17 protein-coding genes are annotated in these 20,056 nt (G+C 69.4%); 7 read left to right on the top strand and 10 right to left on the bottom strand.

The features are described from left to right. Position 1 precedes the first annotated feature (1 nt). From AAN986_RS15865 to AAN986_RS15875, 3 genes are all read right to left on the bottom strand, one after another. Complete coding sequence (locus AAN986_RS15865) at positions 2-1,381, bottom strand: efflux RND transporter periplasmic adaptor subunit (protein ID WP_349335398.1); 1,380 nt, start codon at positions 1,379-1,381, stop codon at positions 2-4. A 166-nt stretch (positions 1,382-1,547) separates the two neighbouring features. Then, entirely contained in the window at positions 1,548-2,975 is a 1,428-nt protein-coding gene (locus tag AAN986_RS15870) for an MFS transporter (RefSeq protein ID WP_026062877.1), read from the bottom strand. Then, a complete protein-coding gene (locus AAN986_RS15875; RefSeq protein WP_034363958.1) occupies positions 2,972-4,213 on the bottom strand; it encodes a multidrug effflux MFS transporter in 1,242 nt (413 codons plus the stop codon). Before AAN986_RS15875 ends, AAN986_RS15870 begins: the two co-directional genes overlap by 4 nt. A 185-nt stretch (positions 4,214-4,398) precedes the next feature. On the opposite strand from AAN986_RS15875, the gene AAN986_RS15880 reads away from it, so the two are divergent. Continuing rightward, complete coding sequence (locus AAN986_RS15880; protein ID WP_047218265.1) at positions 4,399-5,097, top strand: DUF1566 domain-containing protein; 699 nt, start codon at positions 4,399-4,401, stop codon at positions 5,095-5,097. 3 nt (positions 5,098-5,100) lie between these two features. Here AAN986_RS15880 and AAN986_RS15885 read toward each other — a convergent pair whose 3' ends face one another. The 5 genes from AAN986_RS15885 to AAN986_RS15905 form a co-directional block, all read right to left on the bottom strand. Further along, a complete protein-coding gene (locus AAN986_RS15885; RefSeq protein ID WP_047218264.1) occupies positions 5,101-6,006 on the bottom strand; it encodes an SDR family oxidoreductase in 906 nt (301 codons plus the stop codon). A gap of 29 nt (positions 6,007-6,035) precedes the next feature. Continuing rightward, on the bottom strand, positions 6,036-7,052 hold the full coding sequence (locus AAN986_RS15890) for an NADP-dependent oxidoreductase (RefSeq protein ID WP_047218263.1): 1,017 nt from the start codon (positions 7,050-7,052) through the stop codon (positions 6,036-6,038). Between the two features lie 98 nt (positions 7,053-7,150). After that, on the bottom strand, positions 7,151-7,573 hold the full coding sequence (locus AAN986_RS15895) for a PaaI family thioesterase (protein WP_016446794.1): 423 nt from the start codon (positions 7,571-7,573) through the stop codon (positions 7,151-7,153). Positions 7,574-7,690: 117 nt separating this feature from the next. Then, positions 7,691-8,482 (bottom strand): SDR family oxidoreductase, encoded by a 792-nt coding sequence (locus AAN986_RS15900; RefSeq protein WP_047218262.1) that lies wholly within the window; start codon positions 8,480-8,482, stop codon positions 7,691-7,693. 137 nt (positions 8,483-8,619) lie between these two features. Then, entirely contained in the window at positions 8,620-9,339 is a 720-nt protein-coding gene (locus AAN986_RS15905) for an MGMT family protein (RefSeq protein ID WP_047218261.1), read from the bottom strand. A gap of 164 nt (positions 9,340-9,503) precedes the next feature. On the opposite strand from AAN986_RS15905, the gene AAN986_RS15910 reads away from it, so the two are divergent. Together AAN986_RS15910 and AAN986_RS15915 are read left to right on the top strand one after the other, a co-directional pair. After that, positions 9,504-9,818: a hypothetical protein gene (locus AAN986_RS15910; RefSeq protein WP_013802728.1), complete on the top strand. Its 315-nt coding sequence runs from the start codon at positions 9,504-9,506 to the stop codon at positions 9,816-9,818. Between the two features lie 166 nt (positions 9,819-9,984). Then, positions 9,985-10,953, top strand: coding sequence for a class I SAM-dependent methyltransferase (locus tag AAN986_RS15915; protein WP_016446791.1), 969 nt, complete (start codon positions 9,985-9,987; stop codon positions 10,951-10,953). On the opposite strand, the gene eno is transcribed toward AAN986_RS15915, so the two are convergent. Further along, positions 10,899-12,233: a phosphopyruvate hydratase gene (gene eno / locus AAN986_RS15920; protein WP_047218260.1), complete on the bottom strand. Its 1,335-nt coding sequence runs from the start codon at positions 12,231-12,233 to the stop codon at positions 10,899-10,901. The genes AAN986_RS15915 and eno overlap by 55 nt on opposite strands. A gap of 105 nt (positions 12,234-12,338) precedes the next feature. On the opposite strand from eno, the gene AAN986_RS15925 reads away from it, so the two are divergent. Further along, positions 12,339-13,256 (top strand): LysR substrate-binding domain-containing protein, encoded by a 918-nt coding sequence (locus tag AAN986_RS15925; RefSeq protein ID WP_047218259.1) that lies wholly within the window; start codon positions 12,339-12,341, stop codon positions 13,254-13,256. A gap of 10 nt (positions 13,257-13,266) precedes the next feature. Here the strand turns inward: AAN986_RS15925 and AAN986_RS15930 are convergent, their stop codons facing one another. Continuing rightward, positions 13,267-14,433, bottom strand: a complete 1,167-nt coding sequence (locus AAN986_RS15930; protein ID WP_241150364.1) for a helix-turn-helix domain-containing protein — start codon at positions 14,431-14,433, stop codon at positions 13,267-13,269. Positions 14,434-14,558: 125 nt separating this feature from the next. Here AAN986_RS15930 and AAN986_RS15935 point away from each other — a divergent pair, with 125 nt between their 5' ends. The 3 genes from AAN986_RS15935 (at position 14,559) to AAN986_RS15945 (ending at position 20,035) form a co-directional block, all read left to right on the top strand. Beyond that, complete coding sequence (locus tag AAN986_RS15935; protein WP_047218257.1) at positions 14,559-16,769, top strand: TonB-dependent receptor; 2,211 nt, start codon at positions 14,559-14,561, stop codon at positions 16,767-16,769. Positions 16,770-16,911: 142 nt separating this feature from the next. After that, positions 16,912-19,035, top strand: a complete 2,124-nt coding sequence (locus tag AAN986_RS15940; RefSeq protein WP_047218256.1) for a PQQ-dependent dehydrogenase, methanol/ethanol family — start codon at positions 16,912-16,914, stop codon at positions 19,033-19,035. Between the two features lie 118 nt (positions 19,036-19,153). After that, on the top strand, positions 19,154-20,035 hold the full coding sequence (locus AAN986_RS15945; protein WP_047218255.1) for a transporter: 882 nt from the start codon (positions 19,154-19,156) through the stop codon (positions 20,033-20,035). The last annotated feature ends 21 nt before the right edge of the window (positions 20,036-20,056 follow it).

The following is a 20,056-nucleotide window of genomic DNA, read 5'->3' on the forward strand; positions in this document are numbered from 1 at the left end:
CTTACCGGGCCGCAGGGGCCGGAGCCGCTGCGGGTGCAGGAGCAGGTTCAGCGGCCGCGGAAGCCTGGTCGGCAGCGCCAGGCGCGGCCGCCGCTGCCGGGCCATCAGCGGGCTTGCCCTTGCGGGCCTGGGCCTTGGCGCGCAGGTCCACCTCCACGGCACGCACCTTGTCGCCGGGCTTGATGCGCTGGAAGCCATCGACCACCACGCGCTCGCCGGCCGACAGGCCGTCCTGCAGCAGCCACATATTGCCCACGGCGCGGTCGATGTTCACGGGCCTGCGCTCGATCACGTCGTCGGCCTTGGCCACCAGCACGCTGGCCTTGCCGGTCAGGTCGCGCGTCACCGACTGCTGGGGCACCAGCAGCGCCTCGGGCGCCAGGCCCGTGGGCAGCAGCGCCTGCACATACATGCCGGGCATGAGCAGGCCCTGCGGATTGGGCACCACGGCGCGCAGCGTGACGCTGCCCGTGGTGGCATTGACGATCACGCCGGCAAACTGCAGCTTGCCCTGGTGGCCGTATTCCGTGCCATCGTCCAGGCGGATACGCACGGCGACCTTGTCGCCCTCCACCTTCTGGAAGCGCCCGGCATCCCAGTCGCGCTTGAGCTGCAGCAGCTCGCTGGTGGCCTGAGTGAAGTCCACATACATGGGGTCCAGCTGCACGATGGAGGTCAGCGCCTCCGTCTGGTTGGCCGTCACCAGCGCGCCCGGCGTCACCGTGGACAGGCTGATGCGCCCGCTGATGGGCGCCTCGATGCGGCTGTACTTGAGGTTGATGCGCGCGGTCTCCAGATTGGCCTTGGCCACGGCCACGTCCGAGTGCGACTGGGCTGCGGCGGCCTGGCTTTCTTCAAACGCCTGCTGGCTGATGGCATCGATCTTGACCAGCTCGGCATTGCGCCGCGACGTGGCCTCCAGCGTGCGGGCGCTGGCCTCGGCCTTGGCCAGGGCCGCCTGGGCGCTGGCCTCGGTGGCGCGCAGCGAGGCCGCGTCGATCTGGTAGAGCTGCTGGCCCTGGCGCACCAGGGCGCCTTCGGTGAACAGGCGCTTTTGCACGATGCCCGAGACCTGGGGCCTCACCTCGGCGGTCAGCGAGGCGCGTGTGCGGCCCGGCAGCGTGGCCTCCAGCTGCTGACTCTGCTTTTGCAGCGTGACCACGCCCACCTCGGGCGCAGCCTTGGCTGCGGCGGCGGGCGCTGCATCCTGCCTGGAGCAGGCGGCCAGGCTGGCGGCCAGTGCCAGCGCGCACAGCACGGCAGCACCGGGGCGCTTGCTGCGTGCAAGCGAGGCAGAAGGTTGTGCGTGCCCTGCGCCGGGCTGGGAATCGGAAGGCGCCGCAAGGCGCGTACTCGGCGAAAGAGGCACGTCAAAATTCATAGGAACAGCGAAGTCGTTGGGGGCATCGCACGATTGTGCAGTGCCCATATTTCTTGTTTGTAAAGTGGATGGCATGCCACCGCAGTCTCGTGGCAAGACCATCCAGGATGATGCAGGTGTCGGAGCGCGCCGACACATGCAAGTTCAATGCCATTTGCCGGTCTGTTCAGTGCCTGGCGGCGGGCGCCGTGCGCACGCGCAGCATGCTGAACACGCCCGCCATGGCCGCAAAGCAGCCCGCCACGGCCAGGGCCACGATTTCGGCATGGCCACCATGCCCGCCCGAGACGGTGAAGATGGTGGCCAGCACCACGGCCCCCAGCGTCTGTCCCGTGAGCCGCGCCGAGCTCAGCATGCCGCCGGCCGCGCCGCTGCGTGCCAGCGGCGCCGAGGTCACGATGGTGTGGTTGTTGGGCGACTGGTACAGCGCAAAGCCGCTGCCCGCCAGCAGCATGCGCCAGACCATGTCCAGGGTCGAGGGCGCATCGGGCATGGCCGCCAGCGCCCACAGGCCGCAGGCGAACATGGCCATGCCGATGCCGCCCAGCAGCCCGTCCGCATAGCGGCCGATGAGCCGGCCCGCAATGGGCGCCGTCATCACCGTGGCCAGCGGCCAGGCCGTGATCAGCAGCCCGGCCTCGATGGGCGACATGCCGTGCGACTCCAGCAGCAGGAAAGGCAGGGCCAGGTAGGCCAGCATCTGCGCGCAAAAGGCGCTCACCGATCCGCACATGGACAGCGCGAACACCGGAATGCGCAGCAGGTCCACCGGCAGCAGCGGCGCAGGCAGGCGCCACTGGCGGCGCACATACCACAGCCCCACCAGCAGGCCCGCGCCCAGCAGCCACCAGCCCGAAGGCAGGGACGACTGGGCACCGCCGGCGCGCATGCCCAGCTGCTCGCCGCCCAGGAAGATCAGGCTGAACATGAGGATGTTGAGCAGCACATCCAGCGGCGACAGCCGCGCGCCCGCGTGTGCCGGCACCGCATTGGCCGGCAGCGCCCGGCGTCCCAGCCACAGCGTGAACAGGCCCAGCGGCAGGTTGGCCGCAAACAGCCAGGGCCAGCTGGCCACCGACAAAATGGCCGCCGCCACCGAAGGCCCGGCCATGGATGCCGTGGCCACCACCAGCGAATTGACGGCCATGCCCCGGCCCAGCAAGGCACGCGGATAGATCAGCCGCACCAGGGCGGCGTTGACGCTCATCACGCCCGCAGCGCCCAGGCCCTGCAGCGCCCGCGCAGCCACCAGCGTGGGCAGCGATGTGGCCAGCATGGCTGCCAGCGAGGCCAGGGAGAACACCAGCATGCCCACCAGATACACGCGGCGGTAGCCCAGGCGTTCGCCCAGGGCCGCCAGCGGCAGCAGCAGCACCAGGCTGGCAAGCTGGTAGGAATTGACCACCCACAGCGTATGGGCCGAGCTGGCCTGCAGCTCGCGCGCCATGGCTGGCAGTGCCAGATTGACGAGGGTGCTGTCCAGCACCGACAGCGTCAGCCCCAGGATGATGACCAGCATTGCCTGGCCGCGGGGGCCGGACGCAAGTCCGTCGGGTACAGGCCCACCAGCCTCTGCTGCGGGAGCCACGCTCATGAATGGCCCTTTGCACCCACGCGGTGGGCACGTGCGCCGCCCAGCGTGATCCAGGCCAGCGCCACGCCGATCAGCGCGCCCGTGGCCATGCCCACCACCATGGGCAGGGGCTTGCCCGTGGAGAACAGGCCCACGATCTGCATGGCCGCCGCACCCGACAGCATCTGCAGCGTGCCCAGCAGCGCCGAGGCCGTGCCGGCGATGGCGCCGTGCTCCTCCAGCGCCAGCACCGAGGTCGTCGGAATCACCAGCCCCATCAGCGCGCTGGCCACGAAGTACAGGCCGATCAGCACGGCCAGCCGCTCACCGCCCAGCAGGTAGTACGACAGCAGCGACAGCATCACCAGGCCCGAGCCGGTGGCCGCCACCTTGACCACGCGCACCAGGCCGAAACGCTGGCCCAGCCAGCCCGTGAACTGCGCCGCGCCGATGAAGGCGATGGCGTTGAGCCCGAAGGCCAGGCTGTACTGGGTGGAGCTGAGCCCGTAGTAGTTGATCAGCACAAAGGGAGAGCCAGCCAGGTAGACGAAAAAGCCCGCCATGGCGCAGCCGCCGATGAAGACCAGGCCCAGGTAATGCCAGTCGCGCAGCAGCACGCCGTAGGCGCGCAGTGCGCCGGCCACGCTGCTGTCCAGCCGCGCGGCGGCCCCGCGCGTTTCCTTCAGGCCCATGAACACGGCCGCCAGGCCGATCACGGCCGCCACGGCCACGGCCCAGAACACGCCGCGCCAGCTGCTCACGGCGATCACGCCGCTGCCGGCCAGCGGCGCCAGGATGGGAGAGACGCTGAACACCAGCATCAGCAGCGACATCATGCGGGCTGCCGCATGGCCGGTGTGCAGGTCGCGCACCACGGCGCGCGGCACGGCCATGCCGGCGGCCGCGCCCAGGCCCTGGATGAAGCGCAGCACCACCAGCGTCTCGATGCTGGTGGCCATGGCGCAGCCCACGCTGGCCAGCGCGAACACGGCCAGGCCGAAGTACAGCGGCGGCTTGCGCCCCACCATGTCCGAGACCGGCCCGTACAGCAGCTGGCCCACGCCCAGCGAGAGGAAGAAGGCCGTCAGGCTGGCCTGCACCGCGCCCACCTGGGCACCCAGGCTGCTGCCGATCTGGGGCAGCGCGGGCAGGTACATGTCGATGGCAAACGGACCGATGGCCGAGAGCAGGCCCAGGATCAGCACCAGGCGCAGCGTGTGGGAATCAGGGGAAGCGGGAGAAGAAGAGGGAGAAGGCATAGACGCAGACATAGACGCGCCATTGTGGCGGCAAGCGCTGCGGGCTGCAGGGCGGTGCTCACATTTCCTGGGCAGGCAGGCCGGCGCGTGCGGCGCTGGCGGCTTGCCGTGGCACAAGTTTGCGGGGCCGCAACCCTGTTACGCTCGGATACGAGATTGCCACCACAGCAGCATAGACACCCCCCATGCACTCATCCACGCCCCTCTTCCTGCCGACCCTCAACGCATTGCCAAGGCCCCTGCTCGCCGCCCTGCTGCTGGGCACGTGCATGCAGGGCCCGGCCCATGCGGCGCCGCCGCAGGCCCGCGGTGACGCCAAGGCCAGCGCCACTGCCATGCTGGAAGTGTCCGAAGACGGCCGCGACGTGATCGACCGCCGCGCCCGCCTGCTGTGGCCGCGCTGCGTGGAAGGCATGCACTGGAATGGCAAGACCTGCGCGGGCCTGCCGGAGCTGTTCACGCACAAGCAGGCGCAGGCCCTGGCCGCCGAGCGGGCCAAGCAGGACGGCGTGCGCTGGCGCCTGCCGCGCGTCAACGAGATGCGCCGGCTGATCTCGCGCGATATACGGCCGCAAGGCCTGTCGCCCGAGCTGTTCCCGGGCGCGCCGCGCGGCTGGCACTGGACGGGCACGGCAGCGGTGAACGCACGGCCCGTCAATCCCTACAACTACAGCAACATCTCGGGCAGCGCCGGTACGCAGCTGTCGGCCCAGCAGGCCTGGGCGATTGACCTCGACAGCCTGGAGACGCGGCCCGACATGGGGCGCGGCAACCAGCTCATGGTGCGGCTGGTGCGGCCCCTGCCCTCCGCGCCGCCAGAGGAAAAGGCCGAGGCTCCCGCCAGGCCAGCCCCCCACCGGCCGGACCCGGACGAAGAGGACTGACGCTCAGGCCGCGCGCAGCGAGGCCTTGAGGCTGGCGCCCAGTTCGGGCTTGTGCGCGAACGGGTCGGTGGGGTTGCGGCCCTGCACCACATCCTCCATGCGGGTCTGGACCGAACCCAGGGCCTGCGGATGGCTGTAGATGTAGAAATGGTTGGCCGCAATGGCGTCGAAGACCTTCTGCGCCACATCGGTGGCCGTGACCTTGCCCGAGCCCACGGCCTTCTCGCTCATGGCCTGGCCGATCTTCTGGCTGGCCGTCAGCGGCTGCGCGGCCAGATGGCTGGGCCGGTTGCGCTCGCTGTGGCTGATGCCCGTAGGCACGAAGAAGGGGCACAGCACGCTGGCGCTGATCTGGTCGGAGACCAGGGCCAGGTCCTGGTACAGCGTCTCGGTCAGGCTGACCACGGCATGCTTGCTGACGTTGTAGATGCCCATGTTGGGAGGCGCCAGCAGCCCGGCCATGCTGGCCGTGTTGACGATGTGGCCCTCGAAGGACGGATCGGCCTTGGCGGCCTCCAGCATCATGGGCGTGAACAGCCGCACGCCGTGGATCACGCCCCAGAGGTTGACGCCCAGCACCCACTGCCAATCTTCCAGCGTGTTCTCCCAGACCAGCCCGCCCGCGCCCACGCCTGCGTTGTTGAACACGAAGTGCGGCGCGCCGAACTGCTGGCGCACCTCGTCGGCCAGGGCCTGCATCTGGGCTGCGTCGGACACATCCACGCGCCGCGCCAGCACGCGCACGCCCTGCCCTTCGAACTCGGCGGCAGCCTTGTCCAGCGCCTCCTGCTGCACATCGACCAGCACCAGGTTCATGCCCAGCTTCGCGCCGATGCGCGCGCACTCCAGGCCGAAACCCGAGCCCGCGCCCGTCAGCACGGCCGTCTTGCCCTTGAAGTTCTTGATCATTCCCTTGTCTCCTGGTTTTTTGTGGTGGTTCAGATCAATTTGACGAGTTGCTTTCCGAAGTTCTTGCCCTTGAGCAGACCCAGGAAAGCGGAAGGTGCAGAGGCAATGCCTTCGGCAATGCTCTCGCGCGGGCGCAGCTTGCCGGTGCCCACCAGGCGGCCCAGTTCCTGCAGCGCCTCGGGCCAGACTTCCATGTGCTCGCTGACGATGAAGCCTTCGATGCGGATGCGGTTGACGAGGATGAGCGCGGGATTGGTCATGGGCAGCGGCGTGCCGTCGTAGCCGGCGATCATTCCGCACAGCGCGATGCGCGCAAAGGCGTTGGTGCGCAGCAGCACGGCGTCGAGGATGTAGCCGCCCACGTTCTCGAAGTAGCCGTCGATGCCCTGCGGGCAGGCGTCCTTGAGCGCCTTGGCCATGGTCTTGGTGTCGGGGTGCTCGCGGTAGTCGATGCAGGCGTCGAAGCCCAGCTCCTCGGTGGCGTAGCGGCACTTCTCGGGGCCGCCCGCAATGCCCACCACGCGGCAGCCGCGTGCCTTGGCCAGGGCCGCGAACGCGCTGCCCACGGCGCCCGTGGCGGCGCTGACCACCACGGTCTCGCCGGCCTTGGGGGCGATGATCTTGACCAGGCCGTACCAGGCCGTCACGCCGGGCATGCCCACGGCGCCCAGGTAGTGCGACAGCGGCACATGGGTGGTGTCCACCTTGCGCAGCATGCCGGGCGCATCGCCATCGACCACGCTGTATTCCTGCCAGCCGCCCATGCCCACGACCTTGTCGCCAACGGCAAACTTGGGATGGCGGCTTTCCACCACCTCGCCCACGGTGCCGCCGATCATGACCTCGCCCAGCGGCTGGGGCTGGGCATAGCTCTTGCTGTCATTCATGCGGCCGCGCATGTAGGGGTCCAGGCTCAGGTAGTGGTGGCGCACCAGCACCTGGCCTTCGGCCAGCGCCGGGGTCTCGGTACTGACAAGGCGGAAATTGCTTTCCACGGCTTCGCCCTCGGGGCGGTTGTCGAGCAGGATCTGCTGGTTCACGGGCATGGGAAAACCTCCGGTGGCATCACAAACAATGGAACCAGTTCCCGGTGCTGCCGGGGCTGGCGTGTGGCATTGGGTATCTGGCAAATTCGCCGTGCGGATCAGTCCGTGGCGAGGGTTGTCTCGGCGGCGGCCGGCTTGGCCACGCGCGGCATGTACTTGAACGTTCCGGTCGCATGGCTGCACAGCCGGCCCGAGGCATCGAACACGCGCGCCTCGGTATAGGCCATGGAACGCGTGCGGTGCAGCACCACGCCCTTGGCCACCAGGGGGCCGCGCGCCGGCTGCATGAAGCTGGTCTTCATCTCTATGGTCACGCAGCCCATGTCGCGCTGCAGGCTGCGCGCGGCCACGGCCATGGTCACGTCCAGCAGGGTCATGGTGGCGCCGCCGTGGGTCACGTCAAAGGTGTTCAGGTGCTCGGGACGCGCCTCGAAGCGCAGTTCGGACTCCCCGTCCTCCATGCGGTGCAGGGTGAAACCCAGGTGGTCGACGAAGGGGATGGGGTGGCCAAAATCCAGCACGAAATTCTCCAGTTCAGATCGCAATGCAGGCGAGCATAAGGGCGCCCGAAGGCACCATGGCGCGCGGCGGCACGATCTGCGGGAAAAACTGTCACCTCGGCAGCAGCGCCACCGCGTTCAGCCGCCCACCAGGGCGCTGACGCCGCCGTCCACGGCCATCCACTGGCCCGTGATGTGCTTGCCCGCGTCGCTGGCGTACAGCAGGGTCAGGCCCTTGAGGTCCTCGTCGTCGCCCAGGCGGCGCAGCGGGGCATGGGATTTCATCTCGTCCTCGCCCAGGGTCTCGATCAGCACGCTGGCCATCTTGGTCTTGAAAAAGCCCGGGCAGATGGCGTTGACGGTGATGCCATGCACGCCCCACTCGCCGGCCAGCGCGCGCGTGAAGTTGATGACGGCTCCCTTGGAGGTGTTGTAGGCAATGGTCTTCATGCCCAGCGGGTTGCCGCCCAGGCCTGCGATGGAGGCCAGGTTGATGATGCGCCCGGTCTTGCGCGGGATCATGCTGCGCCGCGCGATCTGCTGGCTCAGCAGGAAGTAGCCGCGCACGTTGAGGTTCATCACCTTGTCCCAGGCGGCCACGGGGTGCTCCTCGGCCGGCGCGCCCCAGCTGGCGCCCGCGTTGTTGATGAGGATGTCCACCTGGCCCAGGCGCTCCAGCGTCTCGGCGGCCAGGCGCTCGATGTCGGCCTCGTTGGCGCAGTCGGCGGCAATCCAGCGGGCGTCGATGCCGGCGGCCTGCAGCTCGGCGGCGGCTTCCTCCAGGTCGGCATCCTTGCGCGAACTCAGCATGATCCTGGCGCCCGCCTCGCCCAACGCATGGGCCATCTGCAGGCCCAGGCCGCGCGAGCCGCCGGTCACCAGGGCGGTCTTGCCGGTGAGGTCGAAAAGTTGCTGCACATTGCGAGTCATTCGTCTGTCTCCTGGTCCGGGTCTTGTGTGCCGGTCATGGGTGGAATGGAGGGCGGCCCTCCCTTGCCGGGACGGCCTGCAGCGGCGATTGTGCAAGCCGCCCCGCCGTGCCGCATGTCACATGCGTGTCCGGCCCGTCAATCCCCGAACAGCGAGCGCGTGCCGCCCCAGGCCGCACCCTCGATCTCCAGCATGCGCAGCTTGGTCAGCGCACCTGCGCCGCCCGAAAAACCGCCCGGCTGGGCGCCGGCGGCCAGCACGCGGTGGCAGGGAATCACGGGCGCGAAGGGGTTGAGGCCCAGCGCCTGTCCCACGGCGCGCGACAGGCCCACCTCGCCCAACTCGCGCGCGATCTCGCCATAGGTGCGCGTATGGCCGGGAGCGATGGCACGCGTCAGCTCGTAGACGCGGCGGTGAAATTCCGACACGCCGTGCCAGTCCAGCGCCAGCCCGGCCAGATCCGGCAATGCCTCGCCTGCGGGCAGCATGCGCCGTGATCGCAGATCGGGCAGCACCGGGCCGTCACGCAACTGCTGTGCGCTGGGCGCGAGAGGCTCCACAGTCCATTCGCCATGGCCCGCCATCAGCACCTGCACGCCGGCGATGGCCTGTGCCACGCTCACCGGCAGGTCCTCGGCCCGCGCCGCTGCGGCGTAGCTGCCCGGTCTGCGCAATTGCACGCCGCGCAGCATGCGCGTGCGCGTGGCGGCCGGGCCGTCCACCTCGGGCAACTGAAAGGCCACCAGGCCGCAGGCGCCCCAGGCCACGCCGCAGGGCCCCACGCGCGTGGCAAACAGCGCGTGGCCCGTGGCTTCGGGGTCCCAGGCCGGGCTGCCCGTGGTCGATTCGTTCTTCATGGCGATGGTTTTCTCCTTGCAGGCGATTGTGGCCGCACGACTGCAGCCGCTGCCCGGCAGCGACCCCACCGGGATAACACTGTAAAAAAACACCTGAAAAATACTGGATGTGCAGCCAGTTAATACTGTATATTTCGCCAGTCATCATCCTCATCTCGTGAACCATGGACATGCAAGAAGCCGCCTTCACCGTCACCTTGTGTGACTACCCCAACCTGCCCGAGCAGGAACGCAACAAGGCCGAGGCACGCTATGCCCGCGTGCTCGAACGCCAGCTCGGCAGCGCCGAGCAGGTCAGTGAAACCCTGTACCTGGTAGAGGGCCTGGAAGACACGCCCCCTGAAGAAATCAGCGACGACGCCAAGCTCGCCTTCGCCCGCTGGATGAAGGCTGCGCGCGCCGCCACCGAGGCCGGCATGCAGGGCCTGGGCGACGGCGAATGCAGTTTCTTCGAGGTGCGGCGCGGCTGGCGGCATTGAGCCTGCCCGCAGCACGGCTGAATGGGGCCTGAAACCAGGTTTGCCCGGGTTTGCCTGGGCTGGGCCCCAAACTGCATACACTGGCAGACCTTTTCGTCGGCCCCTGCCTGGTTCCAAGCGGTTCCACCGGGCATGCCCGGCACCCCTGCCAGACACAGCCCTTCCCATGCAAGCCCTGCTCGACGCCATCGCCCGGATGGCCCTGCCCTCCGACGCCCAACGCATCTTCCACGGCCGTGGCGGCCTGTACCCGGGCTGCGAGCATCTGGTGCTCGATGCCTTTCCGCCCGTGCTGGTGCTCACCAGCTTCCAGCCGCTGGACGAAGACGCCCTGGCCGCCATCGGCACGGCGCTGTCACTGCGCTGGAGCGAACTGGCACCGGGCCAGCCCCTGAACTGGGTCTACCAGCTGCGCCAGCCCGCCGCGCCCGCCGAAACCCGGCTCATGGCCGGCGAAGTGCCAGACCCGCACATCGTCACCGAGGCCGGCACGCGCTACCGCGTGCAGGTGCTGCGCGGCCAGAACCACGGCCTGTTCCTGGACATGGCCGAAGGCCGGCGCTGGGTGCACGCGCATGTGGCCAACCATCCCGAGCACCGCCATGGCATCAAGGTGCTCAACCTGTTCGCCTACACCTGCGCCTTTTCGGTGGTGGCCCTGCAGGCCGGCGCGCGCCATGTGATGAACATGGACATGGCCCAGGGCGCGCTGGCCACGGGCCAGCAGAACCACCGGCTCAACGATCTGTCGGGCGCCAGCTTCCTGGCCCACGACATCTTCAGCAGCTGGGGCAAGATCACGCGCGGCGGGCCGTACCACCTGATCGTGGTGGACCCGCCCAGCTACCAGAAGGGCAGCTTCGTCGCCACCAAGGACTATGCCCGCCTGATGCGCCGCCTGCCCGACCTGCTGCGCCCCGGCGGCCATGTGCTGCTGTGCCTGAACGCGCCCGAGATGGGCACGCAGTTCCTGACATCGCAGATGCAGGAAGTGGCCCCCGAGCTGGAGTTCGTCGAGCGCCTGGCCAATCCGGCCACCTTCGCCGACATCGACGCCGAGCGCAGCCTCAAGGTGCTGGTCTACAGGGCGCCCGCAACCCCCGCAACACCCGCAGCGGCCGACACGGCTTCCTGACCCGCCCGGCCCTTGAGCGCACGGCGCCCCGCATAGACGGCGGCCGGGCCCAGTTCGCGCTCGATGCGCAGCAGCCGGTTGTACTTGGCCGTGCGGTCGGCGCGCGACAGCGAGCCGGTCTTGATCATGGCGCACTGGGCGGCCACGGCCAGGTCGGCAATGCTGGTGTCCTCGGTCTCGCCCGAGCGGTGCGACATCACCACGCCATAGCCCGCGCCATGCGCCAGGCGCAGCACGTCCCAGGTTTCGGTCAGCGTGCCGATCTGGTTGATCTTGACCAGGATGGCGTTGCCCACGCCCCGGCCAATGCCGCCCTCGAACAGGCCGGGGTTCGTGCAGAACACATCGTCGCCCACCAGCTGGCAGCGTCCGCCCAGGCGCCGGCCCAGGGCCTGCCAGCCCTCGATATCGTCCTCGGCCATGCCGTCCTCGATGGAGACGATGGGGTAGTGCTCCACCAGTTGCGCCAGGTAGTCCACCTGCTGCTGGCGGCTGCGCACCAGGCCCTCGCCCGCGTAGCGGTAGCCGTCCTCGCCATGGAATTCACTGGCCGCAGGGTCCAGGGCCAGGGCGATGTCCCTGCCGGGGCGCAGGCCGGCGCGCTCGATGGCGGCCATCAGGTAGTCCAGCGCCTCGGGCGCGCTGCGCAGGGCGGGCGCAAAGCCGCCCTCGTCGCCCACGTTGACGCTGTGGCCTGCGGCCTTGAGGGCATGGCGCAGCGTGTGGAAGACCTCGGCGCCCATGCGCAGCGCCTCACCGAAGCTGTCCGCCCCCACCGGCAGCAGCATGAACTCCTGGAAGTCCAGCGGATTGTCGGCATGGGCGCCACCGTTGATGACATTGATCATGGGCACGGGCAGCACGCGCGCCTGGGCACCGCCCATGTGCCGCCACAGCGGCATGCGCTGGCTGGCCGCCGCCGCGCGGGCCACGGCCAGCGACACGCCCAGCAGCGCGTTGGCGCCCAGCCGGCTTTTGCCGGGCGTGCCGTCCAGCGCCATCATGGCCGTGTCGATACGGCCCTGGGCGTCTGCCTGCATGCCGATCAGCAGATCGCGCAGCTCGGTGTTGACGGCCTGCACCGCCCCCAGCACGCCCTTGCCCAGGTGGCGCGAGGCATCGCCGTCGCGCCGCTCCAGCGCCTCATGCCGCCCCGTGGAGGCGCCCGAGGGCACCAGGGCCAGGCCGCGTGCGCCGTCCTCCAGCTCGACCTCGACCTCCACGGTGGGATGGCCCCGGCTGTCCAGCGCCTCATGGGCCGCGATATCGGTGATCTGCATGGAAACTCCTTTTCGTCAAGAAATTGAACTGTGCAAAGGAGCTGGCAAGCCTGCAAAACTCCAATGCACAGGCACCCATACTAGAAATCACGACGATGCGGGACAATGCAGTTTTTCTGCCCATGCGTCAGTTTTTCTGACGAATTGATTGCCATGAGACAACTGCCACCGCTGGCCGCCCTGCGCGCCTTCGAGGCCATTGCCCGCACCGGCTCGGTGACCCGCGCGGCCGAGGAACTGTGCCGCAGCCACGGCGCCATCAGCCGCCACCTGCGCCTGCTGCAGGAGCACGCGGGCGCGGCGCTGTTCGAGAAAGAAGGCACGGGCCTGCGCCTGACCGAGGCCGGCGCCGCCTTCCATGCCTCGGTGCGCACGGCCTTCGACCATCTGGAGGCCGCCTATGCCCAGCTGGCGCGCGACGCCCAGGCACCGGGGCTGCATGTAGCCTGCAGCGCCACCTTTGCCATGCGCTGGCTGGTGCCGCAGCTGGCGGTGTTCTACCGCAGCCACCCGCATATCCGCATCCGCCTGTCCATGACCTCGGCGCGCGAGATGCGCCACGAGGGCGCCGACCTGATCATTGCCTGGGACCTGTCCACCTACGGCGAGGCCGACCGCCACCGCGCCATCGAACTGGCGCCCGTGCACTTCGGCGCCGTGTGCACGCCGGCCTATGCCCGGCGCCGGCCCGCCAACCGCGCGCGCATTGCACATGAGTACACGGCCAGTGCCTGGAACCAATGGGAAGCCCTCACGGGCCAGCCCGTGGCCCTGGGCGAGACGCAGGCGTTCCCGCACACCCACCTGTGCATAGAGGCAGCACTGTCGGGCCTGGGCGTTGCCCTCGTGGAGCAGCGGCTGATCGCACGCGAGCTCCAGGAGGGGCTGCTGGTGGCGCCCCATGGCTTCGTGCCCTTCGAGGGTGGCCTGCGCGCCGTGCCCGCTGCAGGGCGTGCGCTGCCGGCCCAGGCGGGGGTCTTCATCGAATGGATGCGCGGCGCGCTGGCCGCCGTGCCGGCATAGGCCGGACGGCCTAAGCCCTGCCCCATTCGCGCAGGCGCCGGTACAGCAGCCCGCGCGAGACGCCCAGCATGCGGGCGGCCTGCGAGATATTGCCCTGGCAGCGGGCCAGGGCCTGCTCGATCAGCTCGCGGCTGGCCTCGCCCAGGGAGGACGGTGCCTCGGACGGCGCCTCGGCGGGCGGCGGCAGGGCCTCGATGGCCGGCAGCCCCTCTTCGACCTGGGAAGATGCCTCATCCAGCCTCGCCTCCATCCACAGCGTCAGCCCCGTGGGCAGCATCTGCGGGCGCGCCTGGCCGTGGTGGGCCAGCTCCAGCAACTGGTTCAGGCCCAGGCCGAAGACTTCCTCTGCCGCCAGCCCCTCGGCGGGCCGGCGCGGGCAGTCGAACAACTGGGCGCCCACGCCGTTGAACCACCGCACCATGCCTTCGCCATCCACGGCGGCCAGCCCTTCCAGCGGCGTGCCGAACATGCTGCGGCTGGACTGGAAGCGCAGCAACAGGTGCATGCGGGCGGCGCCCACCAGCAGCCGGTTCTCGATGCAGGTGGCGTACATGTGGGCCATGGCGCCTGCGTCGAAGCGAAAGGGGCCCGCCTCGCTGCTCAGGTCCAGCATGGCCACGGTGCGCCCGCTGGCATCGCGCACGGGCGCGGCCGCGCAGTGCAGCGAGGCCAGGCAGCGAAAGAAATGCTCGCCGCCACGCACATGGCAGACCTCGCCCGTGCGCACGGCCACGCCGGGTGCGCCCGTGCCCACGGCATCCTCGGCAATGTTCACGCCCACGCGCGCGGCCGTCAGCAGCAGCGGGCCGTCGCCCGGCGTGGGGCGCGAGGCGATCAGCACCACGCCCTCGCTGCAGGTGAGCATGGCGCGCGCCTGGCTGCCCGCGATCACGGTTTCGAGTTCGGCGATGGGGTCGCGCGCCGCCTCGATCAGCGCGCGGTTGTGGGTCAGCAAGGTGGCCGTGCGGATCTTGCTGACCGGGTCGAAGCTGATCTTCTCGTCGGGGCTGCGGCTGGCGCCCAGGCAGCGCGTCCAGGACTGCAGCACGGGCTCGGACACCAGGCCCGATGGGCGCTCGCCGCGCTCGAAATAGCGCTCGCGCGCCAGCGCCACCCGGTCCTGGCGCGAGGCATAGAAGGGGTTGGAGGGCAGTGGGGCGGGAGGCGGCTGTTGCATGACGGACATCAAAACTGCCGCGATTGTTGTTCCGCCACGGCACAGGACAGCACTAGGGAAATCACCCGTGTTGGAACGGATTGCCGGGCTCGGTAACCTCGGGCATCGCCACAGGCCCGCCCGCAATGACACGCTCCCCCCACAGCACAAGACACCCCCGGCCCGCCCTGCCCACCCTGGGCGCCGCACTGGCCTGCACGCTGCACGCCCTGCCCGCCCAGGCGGCAAACGCAGCGCAGGACTCCAGCGAGGCCCTGCTCGCCCCCGTGGTCATCACGGCCAGCCAGCCCGGCGCCGGCCCCGACCTGTGGCGCGCCACCGCCGCCATCGACAGCGTGGACGGCACGGTGCTGCGCGAGGGGCAGATGCAGGTCAACCTGTCCGAAAGCCTGGCGCGCGTGCCGGGCCTGGTGGTGCTGAACCGCCAGAACTTCGCCCAGGACCTGCAGATCTCGGTGCGCGGCTTCGGTGCGCGCTCCACCTTTGGCGTGCGCGGGCTGCGCCTGTACGTGGACGGCATCCCGGCCGGCGCGCCCGACGGCCAGGGCCAGGCCGCCAACTTCACGCTGGGCAACGCCGCGCGCCTGGACGTGGTGCGCGGCCCGGCCGCCGTGCTCTACGGCAACAGCGCAGGCGGTGCGCTGCTGCTGTACACCGAAGATGGCGAGGAACCGGGCCTGTGGCGCAGCGGCATGGCCATGGGGCCGGACGGGCTGTGGCGCCTGTCCACCCAGCTGCGCGGCACGATCGGGGGCGGAAAGCCGGACCAGGCGGATGGCGGCTCCGCCCCATGGCGCTATGCCATCCACATCGAGCGCTTCGCCACCGACGGCATGCGCCCCCAGTCGGCCGCCGACCGCAGCACGGCCCACATGAAGCTGTCACGCAAACAGGGCGACGACCAGTGGCTGCTGCAGTACCAGGAGCAGCGCTCCAGCGCCCAGGACCCGCTGGGCCTGACACGCGCGGAGTTCGAGGCCGACCCCGGCCAGACCACGGCCAGCGCGCTGCGCTTCAATACGCGCAAAAGCGTGCGCCAGCGCCAGCTGGGCGCCGCCTGGCAGCACCAGTTCGGCGCGGGCCAGCGCCTGGAACTCATGGCCTATGCGGGTACGCGCTCCGTGCTGCAGTACCAGTCCATTCCCGTGGCCACGCAGGCACCGCCCTCGCATTCAGGCGGCGTGATCGACCTGGACCGCGACTACGCGGGCATGAACCTGCGCTGGCGCAGCACCTACGAGGATGTGGCTGGCGGCCGGCTGGACTGGTCGGCGGGCCTGGCCTACGACTGGCAGGGCGAGACCCGGCGCGGCTACGAGAACTTCATCGGCAGCCAGCTCGGCGTGCAGGGCCGGCTGCGCCGCGACGAACGCAACCAGGCGCGCTCCGCCGACCCCTATCTGCAGGCCGAGTGGAGCACGCAGAGCCTGGCCCTGAGCGCCGGCCTGCGCCAGGCGCGCGTGCGCTTCCGCTCCGAGGACCACTACATCACAGCCGGCAATGGCGACGACAGCGGCAGCATGGCCTGGCGCGGCTGGCTGCCCTCGCTGGGCCTGCGCGTGAACCTGCTGCCGGAGCTGGTGGCCCACGCATCGGTGGGCCGGGGCATGGAAACGCCCACGCTCAACGAAGTGGCCTACCGGCCCGGTGGCCAAAATGGCATGAACAGCGGCCTGAACACCGGCCTGGCCGCCAGCGCCCACAACACCGTCGAGGTCGGCCTGCGCGGGCGCCACGGCAACGCGGGCTGGAACCTCACGCTGTTCGAGACCCATACCCAGCGCGAACTCACCGTACTGTCCAACACGGGCGGGCGCGCCACCTACCAGAACGCAGGCCGCACGCTGCGCCGGGGGCTGGAATTCTCGGGCAACGCCCAGTGGGGGCCGCTCACGGCCAGCACCGCCCTGACCCTGCTGCAGGCCCGCTACCGCGACAGCTTCCTGACCTGCGAGGCCACGCCCTGCACCACGCCCACCGCCCCGGTGGACGCAGGCGCACGCCTGGCCGGCACCGCGCCGCGCCGCCTGTGGAGCGAGCTGGCCTGGCAGCTGTCGCCGCAATGGACCTGGACCGTGGACATGCTGCACAGCGGCCCCGTGGCCGTGAACGACCGCAACACCGACCGCGCGGCCGGCTACACCGTCTGGGGCTCCAGCCTGCGCTGGTCACGGCAATGGCAGCAGTGGAGCGCCCAGACCTTTGTGCGGCTGGACAACCTGTTCGACCGGCGCTATGCAGGGTCGGTCATCGTCAACGAGGGCAACCAGCGGTACTTCGAGCCGGGCGCAGGACGCGGGCTGTCGGCCGGGGTGACGGTCAGCCGGACGTTCTGAGCTGTTCCACGGCGGTACACATCCGCCCCCGGGAAAGTCCGAATGTTGTGACCGAAGGCCGCTTTTTTTATCGTCTCCCACATGGTGCCCTTGCCCCCAGCGCCATGCACGCAAAAACAAACCACACAGGAGACGAGACAACATGAAGACCCACGTGCTTTCCTCCACGCTGCTGGCCGCCGGCCTGGCGCTGGCCCTTCCCGGCGCCACGCTGGCACAGGCCGGCCTGCCAAGCAAAGGCTCGCCCGAGCACATACGCGCCGTCACCTCGCGCATCGACTCGCAGAGCATCCGCGACAACGCGCGCAGCTCCAAGGACTGGCCCAGCTACGGCATGGACTACAGCGAGACGCGCTTTTCCAAACTCAGGCAGCTGGACACGGCCAACGTGAAGCGGCTGGGCCTGGTCTGGTCGTATGACCTGGAATCCACGCGCGGCGTGGAGTCCACGCCCGTGGTGGTCGATGGAATCATGTACGTCACGGCCAGTTGGAGCGTGGTGCATGCGGTGGACGTGCGCACCGGCAAGCGCCTGTGGAGCTACGACCCCGGCGTGGACCGAGCCAACGGCTTCAAGGGCTGCTGCGACGTGGTCAACCGGGGCGTGGCGGTCTACAAGGGCAAGGTGTATGTGGGCGCCTTCGATGGCCGCCTGGTGGCGCTGGACGCGGCCACGGGCCAGAAGGTCTGGGAGCAGGACACCATCATCGACCGCGCCTTCTCGTACACCATCACGGGCGCACCGCGCGTCATCAAGGGCAAGGTGCTGATCGGCAACGGCGGCGCCGAGTACGGCGTGCGCGGCTATGTCACGGCCTATGACGCCGAGACCGGTGCCCAGCAGTGGCGCTGGTTCACCGTGCCCGGCGATCCGTCCAAGCCGTTCGAGAACGAGGCCATGGCCCGCGCCGCCAAGACCTGGGACCCGGCCGGCAAGTGGTGGGAGGCCGGTGGCGGCGGCACGGCCTGGGACACCATGGCCTATGACCCCGAGCTCAACCTCATGTACATCGGCACGGGCAACGGCTCGCCCTGGGCGCAAGCCAAGCGCAGCCCGGCCGGTGGCGACAACCTGTACCTGGCCAGCATCGTGGCGCTGAACCCCGATACGGGCGAGTACGTCTGGCACTACCAGGAAACGCCGGGCGACAGCTGGGACTTCACCTCCACCCAGCCCATGGTGCTGGCCGACATCAAGATCGGCGGCAAGCCGCGCAAGGTCATCCTGCATGCGCCCAAGAACGGCTTCTTCTTCGTGATCGACCGCACCAACGGCCAGTTCATCTCGGCCAAGAACTTCGTCGACGTGAACTGGGCCAGCGGCTACGACGCCAAGGGCCGCCCCATCGAGACACCGATTGCGCGCAGCGGCGACCGCGCCCGCGACGTGATTCCCAGCCCCTTCGGCGCGCACAACTGGCATTCCATGTCCTACAGCCCCGACACGGGCCTGGCCTACCTGCCGGCCCAGCATGTGCCGCTGACCCTGCAGGACAACAAGAACTGGAAGTTCAACGGCGGCTCCCTGCCCGAGCCGCACAGCAATATCGGCTGGAACACGGCCACGCTGGTCAACATGGAGCCGCCCAAGAGCACGCCCTTCGGCCGCCTGATCGCCTGGGACCCGGTGGCACAGAAGGAGCGCTGGCGCGTGGAGCATGCCTCGCCCTGGAACGGCGGCACGCTGGCCACGGCGGGCAACTTGGTGTTCCAGGGCACGGCCGACGGCCGCTTCGTGGCCTATGACGCGCGCAACGGCAAGAAGCTCTGGGAAAAGCCCACGGGCACGGGCGTGGTGGCCGCACCCATCACCTATGAGGTCGATGGCCGCCAGTACGTCTCCATCGCCGTGGGCTGGGGCGGCGTCTACGGCCTGGCCGCGCGCCACACCGAGCGCAAGGGCCCGGGCACGGTCTACACCTTCGCGCTGGACGGCAAGGCCGAGGCGCCTGCCTTCGTCGCCTACCAGCAGGGCAAGCTGCTGCAGGGCGTGCCCTACGACAAGAGCCTGGTGGCCGAAGGCACGGCCCTGTATGTCAGCAACTGCGCCTTCTGCCACGGCGTGCCCGGCGTGGACCGCGGCGGCAACCTGCCCAACCTGGGCTACCTGGACCCGGCCTATATCGAGCACCTGGACAAGTTCATCTTCAAGGGTCCGGCCATGTCGCGCGGCATGCCGGACTTCACGGGCAAGCTGAGCATGGAAGACGTGGAAAAGATCAAGGCCTTCATCCAGGGCACGGCTGACGCGGTGCGGCCCAAGTAGCCAGCGCAAGCCGCCCTCCTCCCCCTCCCCCAACCTCCCATTCCCCTCCCCGGCCCTGCTGTCCTGCAGCAGGCCTGGGCAGGGCTTTGCCTGAAAACACCGGACCGGACTCTTCGCCATGCCATCCAAGCCCTTCACCCGCGCATCCCTGGCCCTGGCAGCCATGGCCGCATGCGCCACCTTCAATGCCCACGCCGTCGATATCGACGCGGGCGACTACACCGCCCTGCCGCGAGGCACCACGCTGGGCATGGTCTATTACCAGCACGCCACGCGCGACCGCCTCTATGCCAATGGCGACCAGGCGCCCATACGGCCGAGGCTGACCTCGGACATCGGCATAGCGCGCGGCGTGCACTTCATGAAGCTGGGCGACTACGTGATCGACCCGCAGTTCCTGCTGCCCTTCGGGCGCCTGTCGGCCTCGCGCGATATCGCGGCCATGGGCAGCAACACCGGCGTGGGCGACCTGATGCTGGCCGCCACCCTGTGGCTGACCAAGCCCGGCGACAAGGAGCACTTCGGCATCACCCCCTTTGTCTGGCTGCCCACGGGCCAGTACAACCGCAACGACCCGCTGAGCCTGGGCGAGAACCGCTGGAAGGCGGCCCTGCAGGCCGGCTGGATCAAGCCGCTGGGCAAGCGCGTGACCATGGACCTGGCGGCCGATGTCACCGTCTTCGGCAAGAACGACGACTTCGGCGCCCAAAGCGCCACGCTCAAGCAAAAGGCGCAGTTCCAGTTCCAGGGCCTGCTGCGCTACCACCTGTCGGAGACCTCGGACCTGCGCCTGGGCCTGTCGCACCTGACGGGCGGCGAGACCCAGGTCAACGGCGTGTCGCAAGGCGACCGCCAGTCCACCACCAAGGTCTCTTTCGGCGGCGCGGTCTTTGTCGCGCCGAAGACGCAGCTGCTGGCCACCGTGGGCCGCGACCTGCATGTGCGCCAGGGCTTCAAGGAGAACGCCCGCATCAACCTGCGCCTGCTGCAGGTTTTCTGAATCCACACCCCCTGTCCCCTG

It is taken from the genome of Delftia sp. DS1230, assembly GCF_040112715.1.
Classification (GTDB): Bacteria; Pseudomonadota; Gammaproteobacteria; order Burkholderiales; family Burkholderiaceae_C; genus Comamonas; species Comamonas tsuruhatensis.